General features: G+C 67.9%; 13 protein-coding genes, 2 tRNA genes and 1 pseudogene. 14 read left to right on the forward strand and 2 right to left on the reverse strand.

Going from position 1 to position 16,418, the window contains the following annotated elements:
* Window positions 1-5: 5 nt before the first annotated feature.
* From DQ384_RS34525 to DQ384_RS34540, 6 genes and pseudogenes are all read left to right on the forward strand, one after another.
* On the forward strand, window positions 6-1,430 hold the full coding sequence (locus DQ384_RS34525) for an FtsK/SpoIIIE domain-containing protein (protein WP_114033071.1): 1,425 nt from the start codon (window positions 6-8) through the stop codon (window positions 1,428-1,430).
* A complete protein-coding gene (locus DQ384_RS41735) occupies window positions 1,427-1,585 on the forward strand; it encodes a hypothetical protein (RefSeq protein WP_181871571.1) in 159 nt (52 codons plus the stop codon). The genes DQ384_RS34525 and DQ384_RS41735 overlap by 4 nt, the downstream gene beginning before the upstream one ends.
* Entirely contained in the window at window positions 1,582-3,276 is a 1,695-nt protein-coding gene (locus tag DQ384_RS34530; protein WP_114033072.1) for a replication initiator, read from the forward strand. Before DQ384_RS41735 ends, DQ384_RS34530 begins: the two co-directional genes overlap by 4 nt.
* Window positions 3,273-3,524 carry an excisionase family DNA-binding protein gene (locus tag DQ384_RS34535; protein ID WP_245966984.1) on the forward strand — a complete coding sequence of 84 codons (252 nt, stop codon included), beginning with the start codon at window positions 3,273-3,275 and terminating at the stop codon, window positions 3,522-3,524. Before DQ384_RS34530 ends, DQ384_RS34535 begins: the two co-directional genes overlap by 4 nt.
* A 31-nt stretch (window positions 3,525-3,555) precedes the next feature.
* A pseudogene (locus tag DQ384_RS44375) lies at window positions 3,556-3,672 on the forward strand (site-specific integrase); the annotation flags it as partial.
* Window positions 3,673-3,693: 21 nt separating this feature from the next.
* Window positions 3,694-4,722, forward strand: a complete 1,029-nt coding sequence (locus tag DQ384_RS34540) for a tyrosine-type recombinase/integrase (RefSeq protein WP_245966985.1) — start codon at window positions 3,694-3,696, stop codon at window positions 4,720-4,722.
* Between the two features lie 62 nt (window positions 4,723-4,784).
* Here the strand turns inward: DQ384_RS34540 and DQ384_RS34545 are convergent.
* Window positions 4,785-4,855 (reverse strand) — tRNA-Gly (locus tag DQ384_RS34545).
* Between the two features lie 90 nt (window positions 4,856-4,945).
* On the opposite strand from DQ384_RS34545, the gene DQ384_RS34550 reads away from it, so the two are divergent.
* Window positions 4,946-5,019 (forward strand) — tRNA-Pro (locus DQ384_RS34550).
* Between the two features lie 193 nt (window positions 5,020-5,212).
* Here the strand turns inward: DQ384_RS34550 and DQ384_RS34555 are convergent.
* On the reverse strand, window positions 5,213-5,632 hold the full coding sequence (locus tag DQ384_RS34555) for an ATP-binding protein (RefSeq protein WP_342769483.1): 420 nt from the start codon (window positions 5,630-5,632) through the stop codon (window positions 5,213-5,215).
* Window positions 5,633-6,000: 368 nt separating this feature from the next.
* Here DQ384_RS34555 and DQ384_RS34560 point away from each other — a divergent pair, with 368 nt between their 5' ends.
* The 7 genes from DQ384_RS34560 (at window position 6,001) to DQ384_RS34590 (ending at window position 15,972) form a co-directional block, all read left to right on the forward strand.
* Entirely contained in the window at window positions 6,001-6,870 is an 870-nt protein-coding gene (locus DQ384_RS34560; protein ID WP_114033075.1) for a helix-turn-helix domain-containing protein, read from the forward strand.
* Window positions 6,871-7,078: 208 nt separating this feature from the next.
* Window positions 7,079-8,446 carry a trigger factor gene (tig, locus tag DQ384_RS34565; protein ID WP_114033076.1) on the forward strand — a complete coding sequence of 456 codons (1,368 nt, stop codon included), beginning with the start codon at window positions 7,079-7,081 and terminating at the stop codon, window positions 8,444-8,446.
* A 201-nt stretch (window positions 8,447-8,647) separates the two neighbouring features.
* Entirely contained in the window at window positions 8,648-10,222 is a 1,575-nt protein-coding gene (locus DQ384_RS34570; protein WP_147268990.1) for a Na+/H+ antiporter, read from the forward strand.
* Window positions 10,223-10,338: 116 nt separating this feature from the next.
* A complete protein-coding gene (locus tag DQ384_RS34575; protein WP_114033078.1) occupies window positions 10,339-10,983 on the forward strand; it encodes a ClpP family protease in 645 nt (214 codons plus the stop codon).
* A gap of 11 nt (window positions 10,984-10,994) precedes the next feature.
* The gene (locus DQ384_RS34580) at window positions 10,995-11,639 is read left to right on the forward strand and encodes an ATP-dependent Clp protease proteolytic subunit (protein ID WP_114033079.1); all 645 of its coding nucleotides are present in this window, start codon (window positions 10,995-10,997) and stop codon (window positions 11,637-11,639) included.
* A 180-nt stretch (window positions 11,640-11,819) separates the two neighbouring features.
* Entirely contained in the window at window positions 11,820-13,103 is a 1,284-nt protein-coding gene (gene clpX, locus DQ384_RS34585; protein WP_114033080.1) for an ATP-dependent Clp protease ATP-binding subunit ClpX, read from the forward strand.
* Between the two features lie 268 nt (window positions 13,104-13,371).
* Window positions 13,372-15,972: a valine--tRNA ligase gene (locus DQ384_RS34590; protein WP_245966987.1), complete on the forward strand. Its 2,601-nt coding sequence runs from the start codon at window positions 13,372-13,374 to the stop codon at window positions 15,970-15,972.
* The last annotated feature ends 446 nt before the right edge of the window (window positions 15,973-16,418 follow it).

The following is a 16,418-nucleotide window of genomic DNA, read 5'->3' on the forward strand; positions in this document are numbered from 1 at the left end:
AGTTTATGCTGCGTAAACTCCCCGGGGACTACACCCGGGACATCGTCTCCACCGTTCCTGACTCGCTGGTGTTCCGCCCCACGGTGGTCAACACCCCGGCCATCTTCACCATTGCCGCGATCGTGTTCCGGGCGGTCGTGGGCCTGGTCCGGATGGTGTGGCGTCACCCGCTCGCCTGCCTGGTCCTGGTCGTCCCGTTCACGCTGTGGGCGGTGTACGGCTGGCGCGTCGCCCTGGTGGCCGTCGTCGCGACCGTCTCGGCGCTGGCCGGGTGGCGGCTGGCCGAACCGGTCTCGTTCTCGGCCTGGGTCGGGCTGCGGCTTCGGGCATGGTGGCGGTGGATGTGGATTTACCGGCGGCACTGGCAACCGGTCATGGTCGTCTCGGGGCTGGGCAAGCACATCAGCGGACGCGAGTACCTGCCCCGGCTGCTCAAGGTCACCTGTACGCCGACCGCTGACGTGGTGGCGGTGCGCATGCTGTCGGGGCAGTCTGCGGCGGACTGGCAGGACCGGGCCGACAACCTCGCGCACGGGTTCGCCGGCCACGAGTGCCGGATCGCCTCGGCCAAGCCCGGCCGTGTGACCCTGGTCTTCCCCCGGCGCGACATGCTCGCCTCGCCGATTCCCGCGCTGCCCATCTCGGGGGATGTGCAGGTGTCGGCGGTCCCGGTGGGACTGCGTGATGACGGCTCGCCCTACCGGCTCAAGCTGCATGGCACTCACGTCCTGGTCGCGGGCGCGACCGGCGCGGGCAAGGGGTCGTGGCTGTGGTCGGCAATCCGCGGCTTACTTCCCGCACAGCGCGCCGGGCTGGTCGAGATCTGGGCGCTTGATCCCAAGCTCATGGAGCTGTCCTACGGGCGGGCCCTGTTCGGGGACCGATACGCCGCTGACCCCGGTGCCTGCGCCGACCTGCTCGAAGCGGCGGTCAAGGTCATGCAAGAGCGCGCGGGACGGTTCGCCGGAGTCCAGCGCAACCATGTCGCCACCGTCGATGACCCGTTCATTCTGATCGTCGTGGATGAGGTGGCGTTCCTGACCGCCTACCAGACCGACCGCAAATGCCGCGAACGCATCGTCGCCGCGCTGGCGACACTCACCACGCAAGGGCGCGCGGTCGGCGTCGGGGTCCTGGCCGCGTTACAGGACCCGCGTAAAGAGATCTTGTCCATACGCAACCTGTTCCCTGACAAGATCGCGCTACGGCTGGACGAACCCTCCCAAGTGGATCTCGTCCTCGGCGACGGAGCACGCGACCGTGGCGCCCTGGCCGACCAGATCTCCACCAACCCCACCACCGGGGCCGGCGTCGGGTACGTGCGGCTGGAAACCTCACCCGAACCGGTCCGCGTCCGCGCGGCCTACGTCTCCGATGCCGACATTCGCGCCATGGTCGCCGAGTACGCCGGGGCGGGTGAGGCGGCATGACTGCGCTGGCCGAATGCCTGGAGGGCCTTCGCTGCTCGGTGTGCGGCTGCCTGGATGTGCTGTGGCTGGACCCGGTGCGGGGCCTGGTCGAGTGCCGCGAGTGCGGACAGACGGCCATCACGCTGCCCTGTGAGGATGGCGGTGAGGCCCGGTGACCCATCCGGACGACCGTTCCCTTCCCCGGGCCGTGCGCGCGGCAATGCCGCTGGCCCTGGACGTGATCGAGGAGGCATGCAAGGTCAACGGCGTCTGCCTGCGGCCGGTGGTGCTCAAGCGCACCGACACCACCACGGGCAAGGTCGAGTACGTCAACGTCCCCTGCGGCGCCACGCTGGCGGCCAAGTGCGAGCCGTGCGCCAATCGGGCCGTGCAGCTCCGCAAGGCCCAATGCCGGGAGGGCTGGCATCTGGAGGCCGAACCGGTCGCCGAACCCGCCGAACCGACCGACCGTCAGCGCTGGCTCATCGAAGAACGCGCCGACGTCGAAGCGCTGCGGGAACTGGCCGAACAGGACGGCGCCGACCTGGCCGTCTGGGATGACGTCATCACGACCTTGGAGGATGAGCTAGCCGAATCCGGGGTTCGGGGACACGTTCTGCCGGGGGAGGGCAAGCCTCGCCGGTCGCGCTCGACTCGTCGCCGTCAGGACGCCCCGGACCTGCCCAAGCGGCAGCGTGAGAACCGCACCGTTGGACGCGCCTTCACCGCCCCGGACGGGCGCGTCTACCGGCCGTCGCTGTTCGTCACGCTGACCTGTGACAGCTACGGCAAGGTTCGCGCGGACGGCACTCCGGTCGATCCGGCGACGTATGACTACGTGCGGGCGGCGCGGGATGCGATCCACTTCCCGAAGCTGGTGGATCGGTTCGTGCAGAACCTTCGCCGCGTCGCGGGCTATGACGTGCAGTACTTCGCCACCGTGGAGCCGCAAAAGCGGCTGGCTCCCCATCTGCACATGGCCGTGCGGGGCACCATGCCGCGTGCAGAGGTCAAGGCCGTGGCTGCGGCCACCTACCACCAGGTGTGGTGGCCTGCGGCTGATGCGGTGCGTTACGAGGGTGCCCATCTGCCGGTCTGGGTCGGCGACGAGCACGCCACCGACCGCAGCGACGGGCAGGCCGGCGACTACCTCGACCCCGAAACCGGCGAGGTCCTGCCCACCTGGGAACAGGCCCTCGACCAGCTCGACGCCGACGACGACGCCGAACCCCTGCACGTGGTGCGCCTGGGCCAACAGGTCGATGTCCAGGGCGTCATGGCCGGATCCCCCAAGGCGGACCTCGGGCTGTTCTACCTGACCAAGTACCTCACCAAGTCACTCACCGACTGCCATGAGCCCACCACCGACGCGCAGCGGGCGCACGTGGAACGGCTCATGTCGGTCCTGCGGTACGAGCCGTGCGCGCCGACCTGCCCCAACTGGTTGCGCTACGGCATCCAGCCCAAGGGCGCGAAACCCGGGATGCGTCCGGGCGGCTGCCGGGGCAAGGCGCACAAGCCCGAACACCTCGGCTACGCCGGGCGGCGGGTCCTGGTCTCGCGCAAGTGGTCCGGCAAGACGCTGTCGGAGCACAAGCAGGACCGGCGGGCCTGGGTGCTGGAACAACTCGCCGAACTCGGTCTTCCGGCAACCAACGACCACAGCGACCCCCTCGACCCACACCGCTACATCTGGCGCCCGGTCTCCTCGGCTGATCGCGGCGTACCTCACCGGGCCAAACGACTTCTAGACGAACTCGCCAAACGCCACCAATGGCGCGCGGCACTCAAACAGGCACAGGCACGCGCAGACGGACAACCCATCGGAAAACTCTCGGCAACTCAGGCAGCGGGGAGGGCGGCGTGACGAGAAAGGGCAGGCAAGAGCCGGTATCGCTCCTTCCGGAGTCGGCGCAAGGCCGGTTGCTCACCGTGGAACAGGCGGCCGAACGGCTGAACACATCGGTGCGCTTTCCTCGTCGCCTGATCGAGGAACGCCGGATCACCTTCGTGCACATCGGGCGCAATGTCCGCATTCCCGAAGCGGCTCTAGAGGCGTTCATCGCCGCCGGAGTCGTCCAGCCGATCACGACGCGTAGAGGTAGGGCCGCCTGATGGCCGAGAAGAAGAAGCGGCGGTTCGGTCGCTTCCGTCAGGGCGCTTCCAGGCGCGCTACGCGGGGCCTGACGGCGTCGATCGCCCGGCACCCTATACCTTCACCACCCAGAAGGACGCTGAGCGCTGGCTCGTCCTCAAGGAGGCTGAGATCCAGCGGGGCGACTGGATGAGCCCAGAGGCTGGGAAGGTCCCCTTCGGCGTCTACGCGGCGTCGTGGATTGATGACCGGGTCCTCAAGGTCCGGACGGAGGGCTTGTATCGGAGCCTCCTCAAGAACCACCTCGCGCCGACTTTCGGCAACGTGAACCTTGGGGACATCAAGGACGCCGACGTGCGGCGGTGGCGCAAGGAACGGCTCGGCACGGTGGGACAGTCCACGGTGGCCAAGGCGTATCAGCTCTTCAAGTCGATCATGAGTACGGCTGTCGAGGACGAACTGATTCGTAAGAACCCGTGCCGGATCAAGGGGGCCGGTACCCCGGACACCCCCGAACGGCGGATGATACCGCTGGCGAAGGTTCTGGAGATCTTGGCCAAGGTGCCGGAGCGGTATCGGGCGCTCGTGCTTCTCGGCACATTCACGAGTCTTCGTTGGGGTGAGCTGGCCGGCCTGCGCCGCCCGAACCTCGATCTAGACGAGGGGGTTGTACGGGTTGTGAGTGAGCTGGCCGAACTCGACGGCGGCAGGCTCATGGAGGACACTCCCAAGTCCCGGGCCGGTCGTCGGGTGGTGACCATCCCCGAAGAGATCATTCCGGAGCTTCGCCACCACGTGGACCAGTTCGCCGAAGTGGGGGAGAACGGGCGCGTGTTCGTCGGCCCGAAGGGGGCATGGCTGCGGCGCTCGGGCTTCCGCCGGATCTGGAACGCGGTCCGCGCGGATGTGGGGCTCCCTGATCTTCACTTCCATGATCTTCGTCACGTCGGCAACACTCTCGCGGCGGCTTCAGGCGCAAGCCTTAAAGAGTTGATGGTGAGGATGGGCCACGCGAGTCCCCGGGCAGCGTTGATCTACCAGCATGCAACCCGCGATCGGGACAAGGTCATCGCGGAAGCGCTCGGGCAGGCGCTCAAGGTTGCGCGGGATGGCGAGCCCGAGACGCGACGGACCCCGACAGCAAGGAACGGGCACGTTCGCCAGTCGGGCCGCGCAGAACAGGGAACGGGCATGCAACGGGCACGACCCCAAAAATAGTTCGTGAGAGCAGCAAGGCCCGGGTTGGGGATCACGTCCTCTACCTGGGCCTTCGTGGTGAGAGCGGACGACGGGAATCGAACCCGCGTAGCCAGTTTGGAAGACTGGGGCTCTACCATTGAGCTACGTCCGCGCGAGCCGGTCTCTGTCTGGTCTAGACTTCATCCGGTCGTCAGGACGTAAGCGTACCGGAGATTCCGAGTGCGCGAGCGGCCCGGCGCTCCGGGGTGTAGCGCAGCTTGGTAGCGCGCCTGCTTTGGGTGCAGGAGATCATCGGTTCAAATCCGGTCACCCCGACACGAGCTGAACGCGGCCGCCGCCGCCCGTGTGGCGGCACGGTCGTCCGGCCCGTCGTGGCCCTATACAAAAGGTGAGATCGCCGTTTCGCCCGGCGCGGGGCCTGGATACAGGTCGTTAATGCGCGGGTCCCGGCATTTCGGCACCGACCATCGTGGTCCACGCCGTTTCTACGCCCTATCTATAGGGAGCGTCAGCGCTCGGCGCCGAACAGCGCCCACACGGCCTTGCCGCCCTCGTCCAGCGCGTCCCAGCCCCAGCAGGTGCTGTAGGTCTGGACGATGTGGAGGCCGCGCCCGTGCTCGGAGATGAAGTCCGGCTCCTTGGGCGTGGGGATCTCGTCGCTCGGATCCGACACGGCCAGCAGCACGTGCGGCGCGAGGCGCAGCAGGATCAGCGTGATCGGGTGGTCCTGCGGGCGGCGCGGCGCGTGGCCGCCGTAGCGCACGGCGTTGGTGACCAGCTCCGACACCACGAGCGCGGCGTCGTCGCACAGTTTGGCCAGCCCCCACCTGTCGAGGGTCGTCCGGGTGACGTCGCGGGCCGTTTTCACGGAATCGGCCTGCGGGCGCAGCGGGCAGGTGGTGGTGTCACGGCGTAGAGCCGAGCGCATTAGCTTCTGGAAATCCCCGTTACGGGCCGGAGCGAGACAGTGGGCCGCGGATACCGGTTCCAGCATCCCGCTGATACCTCCCGCCGTCATTGTGAGTCTCCGCAGCGTGTCGTCTCTTATACGGGTTAGTGCACCTTTAGCCCAATATGCACTAGGCCATCATGGGTCAGTATTGCGGCTCGTGCAAGACCCAAATGCACGTGCAGTTGCGCCGTGCATACGCATGAGCTCAGATGGACGCGCTCCGTGAGCGACCGTGCCCCCCTCACAGGAAAGGGGCAGGGGGACAAGACCTTGTCACGCGGGCCGGAAGTGGTGACACTGTGTTGGCTGGCACGAGTAGAGCCCGAGAAGAGAAGGAGGCCGAAATGACTCAGTTCCAGCCTGGTTCCGGTCCGACGGCCCTCCGCATCCTCTTGGGGACACAGCTCCGCCGGCTCCGGGAAGAGAAGGGCATCACTCGCGAGGACGCGGGCCATGTGATCCGCGGCTCCGAGTCCAAGATCAGCAGGATGGAGCTCGGACGGGTCGGCTTCAAGGAGCGCGACGTCGCCGATCTGCTCACCTATTACGGTGTGGCGGAGGGGGACGCCCGCTCGGCCGTCATGGACCTCCTCGAGCGGGCCAACGAACCCGGCTGGTGGCACCGCTTCAACGACCTCCTCCCTTCCTGGTTCCAGGCCTACGTCGGCCTGGAGGAAGCCGCCGCGCGCATCCGCACCTACGAGGTCCAGTTCGTCCCGGGCCTGCTCCAGACCAAGGAGTACGCCCGCGCCGTGATCACGGCCGGGGCCGCCGGCATCGGGGCCGCCGAGATCTCCCGCCGCGTCGACCTGCGCATGGAGCGCCAGCGCGTCCTCGACCGCGGCGACGGCCCGATCTTCTGGGCGGTGATCGACGAGGCGGCGCTGCGGCGGCCGATCGGCGGGGCCGACGTCATGCGGGGCCAGTTGGAACACCTGCTTGAGCTCATGCGCCAGCCGAACATCACGATTCAAGTGATGCCGTTCAGCTTCGGCGGGCACAGCGCGGAGGGCGGCGCCTTCAGCGTCCTGCGCTTCAACGACCACGAACTGCCCGACATCGTGTACGTCGAGCAGCTCGCCAGTGCCCTCTACCTGGACAAACGCGAGGAAGTGGACCGTTACAGCGAGGTCATGGAACGGCTGTGCGCGGTCAGCACCACTCCCGAGGCGACCGTCGACATCCTGCAGAAGATCATCTCTGACATAATCTGACGCCTGTCGATGACGCCGGAGGTGCCCATCTGCCCTAGACTGGCATGCGGCGCTGGACACCCGCCACAGTTGCGCACGCCCGGACGGGTTGTGCCCGTTGGCCCGTGCACTGAGCCGCCCAAGTGGGCGCGGCACGCGATCGTGTCGCGGTGGCCGTACGGCACGACGCGCCCGCGATCACCAGAAGCTTGATCAAGGAGACCACCCCGTGAAGACCGCTGTCGAGGAGCTCAGCCCCACCCGGGTCAAGCTCACCGTCGAGGTGCCGTTCGAGGAGCTCGAGACGAGCATGCAGGCGGCGTACAAGAAGGTCGCGCAGCAGGTGCGCGTGCCCGGCTTCCGCCCCGGCAAGGTTCCCGCCCGCATCATCGAGCAGCGCTTCGGCCGCGCGGTGGTCCTGGAGGAGACGCTCAACGACGCCCTGCCGAAGCTGTACGGCAAGGCCGTGGACGAGAGCGACGTCTTCCCGGTCAGCCAGCCCGAGATCGAGGTCACCCGCATCGACGACGGCGAGGAGGTCGAGTTCACCGCCGAGGTCGACGTGCGCCCGGCCTTCGACGTCCCGGCCTACGAAGGGCTCGAGGTCACCGTCCCCTCCTCCGAGGTCTCCGACGAGGACGTCGAGGCCCAGATCGAGGCCCTGCGCCAGCGTTTCGCCACGCTGACCGGCGTCGAGCGCCCCGCCGCCAACGGCGACTACGTCGTCATGGACCTCGCGGCCACGATCGACGGCAAGAACATCGAAGAGCAGCAGGCCGCGGACGTCTCCTATGAGGTCGGCGCGGGCTCGGTGCTGCAGGGCCTCGACGACGCCTTGGTCGGCATGGCCGCGGGCGACGAGAAGACCTTCACCACCACGCTCGTGGGCGGTGAGAACGCCGGCGAGGAAGCCGACGTCACCATCAAGGTCAAGAACGTCAAGGAGAAGGTCCTCCCCGAGCTGGACGACGAGTTCGCCGGCCTCGCCAGCGAGTTCGACACGCTGGAGGAGCTGCGCGGCAGCATCCGCGAGCAGGCCCGCCGCAACAAGCTCGTCGACCAGGTCGTGCAGGCGCGTGAGAACGCCCTGACGGCCCTGCTCGACAAGATCGACATCCCGCTGCCCGACAGCGCGCTGAACGCCGAGCTGGACGCCCGCAAGCACAACCTGGAGCACCAGATCGGCGAGAGCGGCCTGAGCCGCGAGGCCTTCTTCCGGCTCTACCAGACCACCGAGGAAGAGCGGTTCGCCGAGTTCGAAGAGAACTCCCGCAAGGCGATCAAGACCGGCTTCGTGCTCGACAAGATCGTCAAGCAGGAGGACCTCGGGGTCAGCGAGCAGGAGCTGACCAACTTCGTGGTGCGCCGCGCCGCGCAGCTCGGCGTCGCCCCGAACACCCTCGCCCAGCACCTCGCCGACAACGACCAGCTCACGCTGGCCATGGTCGAGATCGTCCGTGACAAGGCCAAGACGGTCATCGGCGACGCCGCCAAGGTGACCGACGAGGCCGGCAACGAGGTCGACCTCAAGGCCATCTACGCCGAGCTGAACGCCGAGCAGGAAGGCGCTCCGGCCGCCGCCGAGGCCGCCGAGTGACCGAGGCGCCTCTCGCCTGACGCGCCCGCCGCGTCCGCGTGGTCTCATCGTCGATGCCCTCATCGTGATCCGTCACGGTGAGGGCATCGACGTCTCAAGCCAATTTCGCGTAGGCATGACCACCCTTGAGTGTTATTTGGGGTGATTATTGCGACATCCCGGGCAACTCACGACTGTGAAGGCGGGCTGCCGGGGGTGCCGGTGATCGAGGCTTACCTCATCGTCGCGGTGGTGATCGCCGTGATGATGCTGGTCGGGCGGGCGGTGGCACGCGGAACGGGGGTGCCGGCCGCGATCCCGCTCGTCCTGCTCGGTGTCGCGGCGAGCTTCGTGCCCACGATGTCCAAGGCCGTGGTGCCGCCCGACTTCATCCTGAACCTTTACCTGCCGTTGCTGGTCTACCGCGCCGCCTTCCTGACCGCGCCGCGCGAGACCCGGGAGGACGCGGTCCCCATCTCGGTGATGGCCTTCGGCCTCACCTGCGCGACCGCTCTCGCGGTCATGGCCGCCATACGCCTCGCAGTCCCGCAGGTCGGCTGGCCGGTGGCCCTCGCGCTCGGCGCCGCCGTGGCCCCCACCGACCCGGTGTCGGCGACGTCCATCATGCGGCGGCTCGGCACCCCGCGCCGCCTCGTCACGATCCTCGAAGGGGAGAGCCTCGTCAACGACGCTGTGGCGCTCACCCTGTTCGGGCTGGCCCTGACCGCGCTGTCCGAGCCCGTCACGCTCACCGGCGGCGTGCTGCTGATGGTCCGCGTGGTCGCGGGCGGCGTCCTGTACGGCCTGGCGCTGGGCTGGGCGGTGGGCAGGCTGCGGCGGCGGATCACCGACGGCGGTACGCAGATCGTGCTGTCCCTGATCACGCCGTTCGCCGCCTACCTCCCGGCCGACCACTTCGGTTTCTCCGGAGTCCTCGCCACCATCACCACCGGCTTCTACCTGGGTACACGCGCCCACGGGCTGCTCCAGCCCGCCTCCAGGCTCACCGGCAACGCCTTCTGGGAGGTCCTGGTCCTGCTGCTGGAGTCCAGCCTGTTCGTCCTGCTCGGCCTGGAGATCCGCCAGGTGATCAACGGGGTCTCCAGGTATTCGGTCGCGACCCTGGTCTCCACGGCCCTGATCGTCCTGCTGGTCGTCGTCCTGCTCCGGCTGGTGTGGACCATGCTGGCCTTTCCCCTGGCCCGCTGGCTGCCCGGGAGACATCTGTCGTTCGACCGCGTCGGCAAGCGGGCGCGGCTGGTGATGGGATGGGCCGGCATGCGGGGGGCGATCACGCTCGCCGTCGCGCTGTCGATCCCGCTCAGCGCGCCGCACCGGCCGCTGCTGATCTTCATGGCGGCTGTGGTGGTCCTCGCCACGCTGCTCGGCCAGGCCACCACGCTGGCCCCCCTGCTGAGGCGCCTCGGGCTCGGGGAGTCCAGGAAGACCGTCGTCGAGGAGGCGAGGGCGCGCCAGGCCACCACGGAGGCCGCCCTGGCGCGCCTGGAGGAGCTCGCGTCCAAGGAGGAGGTCGACGAGCGCACGGCGGAGGTGTTCCGGCAGTTGTACGAGCTTCGCCTCGATCGTGCCCGGGCCGTGCTCGACGACGAGGACGGCGACGGTCAGGGGGCGCGCGGCGAGTCCGGCAGCCGGTGGCTGCGCAAGCAACTCGCCCATGCCCAGCGGGATGAACTGGACGACCTCTACGCCAAGGGTAAGATCAGCGCGGCGACGCAGCGCCATCTCATCCACGAGCTCGATCTGGAAGAACGCCGGCGCGCGTCCGATTCGCACTGACCTCATGGCACCTGCGCCGACAGCGAACAGTGTTGAGACGCGGCCTGACCGGTCGTTGCCGCGCGTTAAGGTCACAAGCAAAGCCCATCGATTACGACGCATCGGAAGGTGACGCTGTGACCAGCCCGCCGACCTCATACCAGCCCACCAGCTTCGGGCCGCAGTCGCGTGGCCGTGAGAACGGCTCATTCCGGCTTGAGGACCAGCTGTACAACCGTCTGCTGCGTGAGCGCATCGTGGTGCTCGGCACCCAGGTGGATGACGAGGTCGCCAACCGCATCTGCGCCGAGCTCCTGCTCCTGGCCGCGGACGACGCCGATCGGGACATCTGGCTCTACATCAACTCTCCTGGCGGTTCGGTGACTGCCGGCATGGCGATTTACGACATGATGGAGTATGTGCCGAACGATGTCTGCACGGTCGCCATGGGGCTCGCCGCCTCGATGGGCCAGTTCCTGCTGTGCGCCGGGGCACAGGGCAAGCGGTACGCGCTGCCGCACGCCCGCATCATGATGCACCAGCCCTCCGGCGGCATCGGCGGCACCGCCGCGGACATCGCGATCCAGGCAGAGCAGATGCTGTACGTCAAGAAGACCTTGGCCGAGCGCATCGCCCACCACACCGGCCAGCCCCTCGACCAGATCGAGAAGGACTCCGACCGGGACCGCTGGTTCACCGCCGAGGAAGCCAAGGACTACGGCTTCATCGACCACGTCGTGCGCAGTGCGCGGCAGGTGCCCTCCGAAGGCGCCGTCTCCTGAAGGGACAATTCGTGAGTGATCTGATCCGGCCGGGAGACATCAACGGCCGTTACATCATCCCTTCGTTCGTCGAACGCACCACGTACGGCGTCAAGGAGATGAACCCTTACAACAAGCTCTTCGAGGACCGCATCATCTTCCTCGGAGTGCAGATCGACGACGCGTCGGCGAACGACGTGATGGCCCAGCTCCTGACGCTGGAGTCACTCGACCCCGACCGCGACATCAGCATCTACATCAACTCGCCGGGCGGCTCGTTCACCGCCATGACGGCGATCTACGACACGATGCAGTTCGTCCGCCCGGAGATCCAGACGGTCTGCCTCGGCCAGGCGGCCTCGGCCGCGGCCGTGCTCCTCGCCGGCGGCACCCCGGGCAAGCGGTTCGCGCTTCCGAACGCCCGCATGCTGATCCACCAGCCCTCCACGGAGGGCGGCGGCCAGGGTAGCGACATCGAGATCCAGGCCCGCGAGATCCTGCGCATGCGCTCGCTCCTGGAGGAGCTCGTCGCCCGGCATTCCGGCAAGTCGCCGGAAGAGGTGCGTCGTGACATCGAGCGCGACAAGATTCTCAACGCCGACGAGGCCAAGCAGTACGGCCTCATCGACGACATCATCCCCTCACGGAAGAAGCGCGCTCAAGCGGTTGCTTCCTGAGGTCGCGGATCGCACCGGAACGGTGCCCAATTGGGCACGTTCCGGTGCGACTCACCGCTAGGGGGCGCACGGAGGGCCCAGAAGACGGTAACGTCGAAACCTGAGCGGGATGACTTTTCGGACCGAGTCCGCAAGATTCGGATCGCGGAGCAGGCGGTCCCACGCAAAGGAGTATCTGGGGTGGCACGCATCGGCGACGGCGGAGACCTGCTGAAGTGCTCGTTCTGCGGGAAGAGCCAGAAGCAAGTCAAGAAGCTCATCGCCGGACCAGGCGTCTACATCTGCGATGAGTGCATCGATCTCTGCAACGAGATCATCGAGGAGGAGCTCTCCGAGTCCTCCGAGCTCAAGTGGGACAGTCTCCCCAAGCCGAGAGAGATCTTCGAGTTCCTGGACGCCTACGTCATAGGCCAGGACAAGGCGAAGAAGGCCCTCTCGGTCGCGGTGTACAACCACTACAAGCGGGTGCAGTCCGGCGAGCGCGGCCGGGACGACGGTCTGGAGGTGGGGAAGTCCAACATCCTGTTGCTCGGCCCGACGGGCTCGGGCAAGACCTTGCTCGCGCAGACCCTCGCGAAGATGCTGAACGTGCCGTTCGCCATCGCGGACGCCACGGCGCTCACCGAGGCCGGCTACGTCGGCGAGGACGTCGAGAACATTCTTCTCAAGCTCATCCAGGCGGCCGACTACGACGTCAAGAAGGCCGAGACGGGCATCATCTACATCGACGAGGTCGACAAGATAGCCCGTAAGAGCGAGAACCCCTCGATCACCCGCGACGTCTCGGGCGAGGGCGTACAGCAGGCCCTGCTGAAGATCCTGGAGGGCACGACCGCCTCGGTCCCGCCCCAGGGCGGCCGCAAGCATCCGCACCAGGAGTTCATCCAGATCGACACCACCAACGTGCTGTTCATCTGCGGTGGCGCCTTCGCGGGCCTCGAAAAGATCATCGAGTCGCGCATCGGCAAGAAGGGGATCGGCTTCAACGCCATCATCCACTCCAAGGACGAGATCGACGCGTCGGACATCTTCTCCGACGTCATGCCGGAGGACCTGCTGAAGTTCGGCATGATCCCCGAGTTCGTCGGCCGTCTGCCGATCATCACCAGCGTGCACAACCTCGACCGCGACGCGCTGATCCAGATCCTCACCGAGCCGAGGAACGCGCTGGTCAAGCAGTACCGCCGGCTGTTCGAGCTGGACAATGTCGAGCTGGAGTTCACCGACGACGCCCTGGAGGCCATCGCCGACCAGGCGATCCTGCGCGGCACCGGTGCCCGTGGCCTGCGCGCCATCATGGAGGAAGTCCTCCTGTCGGTGATGTACGAAGTGCCCTCCCGCCAGGACGTCGCGCGCGTCGTCATCACCCGCGAGTCGGTGCTGGAACACGTCAACCCGACCCTGGTGCCACGCGACCAGCTCAACGCCAAGCAGCAGCGCACCCCCAGGGAGAAGTCCGCCTGACCGGCGGTTCTTCGCATCGAGCTCGGCCTCATGATCGTGTGAGCGGAGGGGCGACCGCTCACCCGGCATGACGCCTCACATGCCCCTTGTCCGAGCGGGCGGTCCGCCTTTCTGACCGGGGCGTGTCACTCCGGTGCCCGGCAGATTACGTAACGTAGTCCGTCCCGCTTATAGGCTCGCCGAATGTGGTTTTTTGTACCGCATGCCCGTATATCCGATTACGGGCGGGCGAGGAGACGACACGGGCAAGGTGGCAGCCTCCCTACAATTGGTGACTGTGACAACGCCTGAGCTGCCAACCCAATACGCACCCGCCGACGTCGAGACCCGGAGCTACGAGCGCTGGGTATCCGAGGGCTACTTCACGGCGGACGTAGGCAGCGACCGCGAGACGTACTCCATCGTCCTGCCGCCGCCCAACGTCACCGGCGTCCTCCACATCGGCCACGCCCTCGACCACTCGATCCAGGACGCGCTGACGCGGCGCGCCCGTATGCGTGGTTTCGAGACCCTCTGGCTCCCGGGCATGGACCACGCCGGCATCGCCACGCAGAACGTCGTCGAGCGCGAGCTGGCCAAGCAGGGCCTCTCGAGGCACGACCTCGGCCGCGAGGCCTTCGTCGAGCGGGTCTGGCAGTGGAAGGAGGAGTCCGGCGGCCGCATCCTCGGCCAGATGACCAAGCTCGGCGACGGCGTCGACTGGTCACGTGAGCGGTTCACCATGGACGAGGGGCTCTCCCGCGCCGTCCAGACCATCTTCAAGCGCCTCTTCGACGACGGCCTGATCTACCGCGCCGAGCGCATCATCAACTGGTGCCCCCGGTGCCTGACCGCCCTGTCCGACATCGAGGTCGACCACTCCGACGACGACGGCGAGCTCGTCTCCATCCGCTACGGCGACGGCGACGCGTCCATCGTGGTCGCCACCACCCGCGCCGAGACCATGCTCGGAGACACGGCCGTGGCCGTGCACCCCGACGACGAGCGCTACGCCCACCTGGTCGGCACGACCGTCGAGGTGCCTTTCACCGGGCGGCTGATCCCCGTCGTGGCCGACGAGCACGTCGACCCCGCGTTCGGCACCGGCGCCGTCAAGGTCACCCCGGCGCACGACCCGAACGACTTCGAGATCGGCCGGCGCCACGGGCTGCCGTCGCTCACCGTCATGGACGAGCGCGGCGTCATCACCGCCCACGGCCCGTTCCAGGGGCTCGACCGCTTCGAGGCCAGGCCCGCCGTGGTCGCCGCGCTGCGGGCCGAGGGGCGCGTCGTCGCCGAGAAGCGTCCGTACGTCCACGCGGTGGGCCACTGCTCCCGCTGCAAGACCGTCGTCGAGCCGCGGCTGTCCCTGCAGTGGTTCGTCAACGTCCAGCCGCTGGCCAAGGCCGCCGGCGACGCCGTCCGCGACGGCCGCACCCGCATCCACCCGCCGGAGCTCGCCAAACGCTACTTCGACTGGGTCGACGACATGCACGACTGGTGCATCTCGCGCCAGCTCTGGTGGGGGCACCGCATCCCCGTCTGGTACGGCCCCGGGGGCGAGGTCGTCTGCGTCGGCCCCGACGAGCAGCCCCCGCCCGGCTACGTCCAGGACTCCGATGTGCTGGACACGTGGTTCTCCTCGGGCTTGTGGCCCTTCTCCACCCTCGGGTGGCCCGACCGCACCCGCGAGCTGGAGCGTTTCTACCCCACGACCGTCCTGGTGACGGGGTACGACATCCTGTTCTTCTGGGTCGCCCGCATGATGATGTTCGGGCTGTACGCGATGGACGGCACGCCGCCGTTCCAGACCGTCGCCCTGCACGGCATCGTGCGCGACCAGTTCGGCAAGAAGATGTCGAAGTCGTCGGGCAACGTCGTGGACCCCCTGGACTGGATCAACCGGTACGGCGCGGACGCGACCCGGTTCACGCTGCTGAGGGGCGCGAGCCCGGGCTCGGACGTCGCGATCAGCGAAGACTGGGTCGCCGGGGCGCGCAACTTCTGCAACAAGATCTGGAACGCGACGCGGTTCGCGTTGATGAACGGCGCCACCACGTCGGCCGAGCCGCCCGCCCCGGCCGACCTGACCGTCGCCGACCGCTGGGTCCTGTCCCGCCTGCAGACGGTCGTCGCCGCCGTGAACGCCGCGTACGACGACTACGAGTTCGCGAAGATCTCCGACCAGCTGTACCACTTCGCCTGGGACGAGGTCTGCGACTGGTACGTCGAGCTGGCCAAGATCCAGATCAGCGCCGGCGGCGAGGTGGCCGACCGCACCCGCCTGGTGCTGGGCCACGTCTTCGACGCCCTGCTTCGCCTCCTGCACCCCATCGTGCCCTTCGTCACCGAAGAGCTGTGGCGGGCGCTCACCGGCGGCCCGTCCGTCATGACGGCCCCGTGGCCCGCGGCGGCGCTCGCGTACGCCGACCAGGCCGCCGAGGAGGAGATCGCCGCCTTGCAGGAGCTCGTCACCGAGGTACGGCGCTTCCGCTCCGACCAGGGGCTCAAACCGGGGCAGCGCGTGGCTGCGCGGCTCGGGTTCGGCGACACGGCCCTCGCCGCGCACGAGGTGGCCATCCGGTCGCTGCTGCGCCTGGACGACCCCACGGCGTCCTTCACGCCCACGGCGAGGCTCGCCGTGGGCGACGCCGTCGTGGAGCTCGACACGGCCGGAGCCATCGACGTCGCGGCCGAGCGCAGGCGCCTGGAGAAGGACCTGACGGCGGCCCGCAAGGAGGCCGCGCAGGCGGCCGGCAAGCTGGGCAACGAGCAGTTCATGTCGAAGGCGCCCGACGACGTCGTGGCCAAGGTCCGCTCGCGGGCCGCCCAGGCCGACGCGGACATCGCCCGGCTCGAAGCCCAGCTGGCGGCCCTGCCGGCGAGCTGACGTGCGTCGAGAGCCCGCGGTGCCGGCCCACCGCGGGCTCTTCGGCGTCTGGGGGGGAACCCCCGGATGTCGAAGGTTTGGACAGGGGTGACCCGGGAATAACCGCAAGCTTGCCGAAGTTGTTCATGGCACACGCGTGCCGGTGCTAGAGTTCTGTCTCGCAGGGCGACGCACGACTCCGGTCGACAAGATCGGAGGCTCCGGGAATCCATCGGATCCTGGGGGTGTTACGCTTCTCTGCACTCCCGAAGACCTACCTCGGTTCGAGGTGCCGTCCAGAACGCTTGACACGGCAGCTCGGACAGGGTAAGTTAGTGGAGTTGCCCTGGAGACGGGGCGGCCTGAATGCTAGTGGGTTGCTGGGTCGCAGGTCAAGTGCTGGTAACGGCGCGATTTGCTGGCGGTCAAGCGGCTTGATAGCTTGAAGGCATACGAGATGGAAGCCC

This window comes from Sphaerisporangium album (genome assembly GCF_003323745.1).
GTDB classification, from domain to species: domain Bacteria; phylum Actinomycetota; class Actinomycetes; order Streptosporangiales; family Streptosporangiaceae; genus Sphaerisporangium; species Sphaerisporangium album.

Bases quoted from the DNA above. Each gene is read 5' to 3' on its own strand.
- DQ384_RS34525 (WP_114033071.1), top strand. From the start codon at position 6: ATGCTGCGTAAACTCCCCGGGGACTACACCCGGGACATCGTCTCCACC.
- DQ384_RS41735 (WP_181871571.1), top strand. From the start codon at position 1,427: ATGACTGCGCTGGCCGAATGCCTGGAGGGCCTTCGCTGCTCGGTGTGC.
- DQ384_RS34540 (WP_245966985.1), top strand. From the start codon at position 3,694: ATGAGCCCAGAGGCTGGGAAGGTCCCCTTCGGCGTCTACGCGGCGTCG.
- DQ384_RS34555 (WP_342769483.1), bottom strand. From the start codon at position 5,632: ATGCGCTCGGCTCTACGCCGTGACACCACCACCTGCCCGCTGCGCCCG.
- DQ384_RS34560 (WP_114033075.1), top strand. From the start codon at position 6,001: ATGACTCAGTTCCAGCCTGGTTCCGGTCCGACGGCCCTCCGCATCCTC.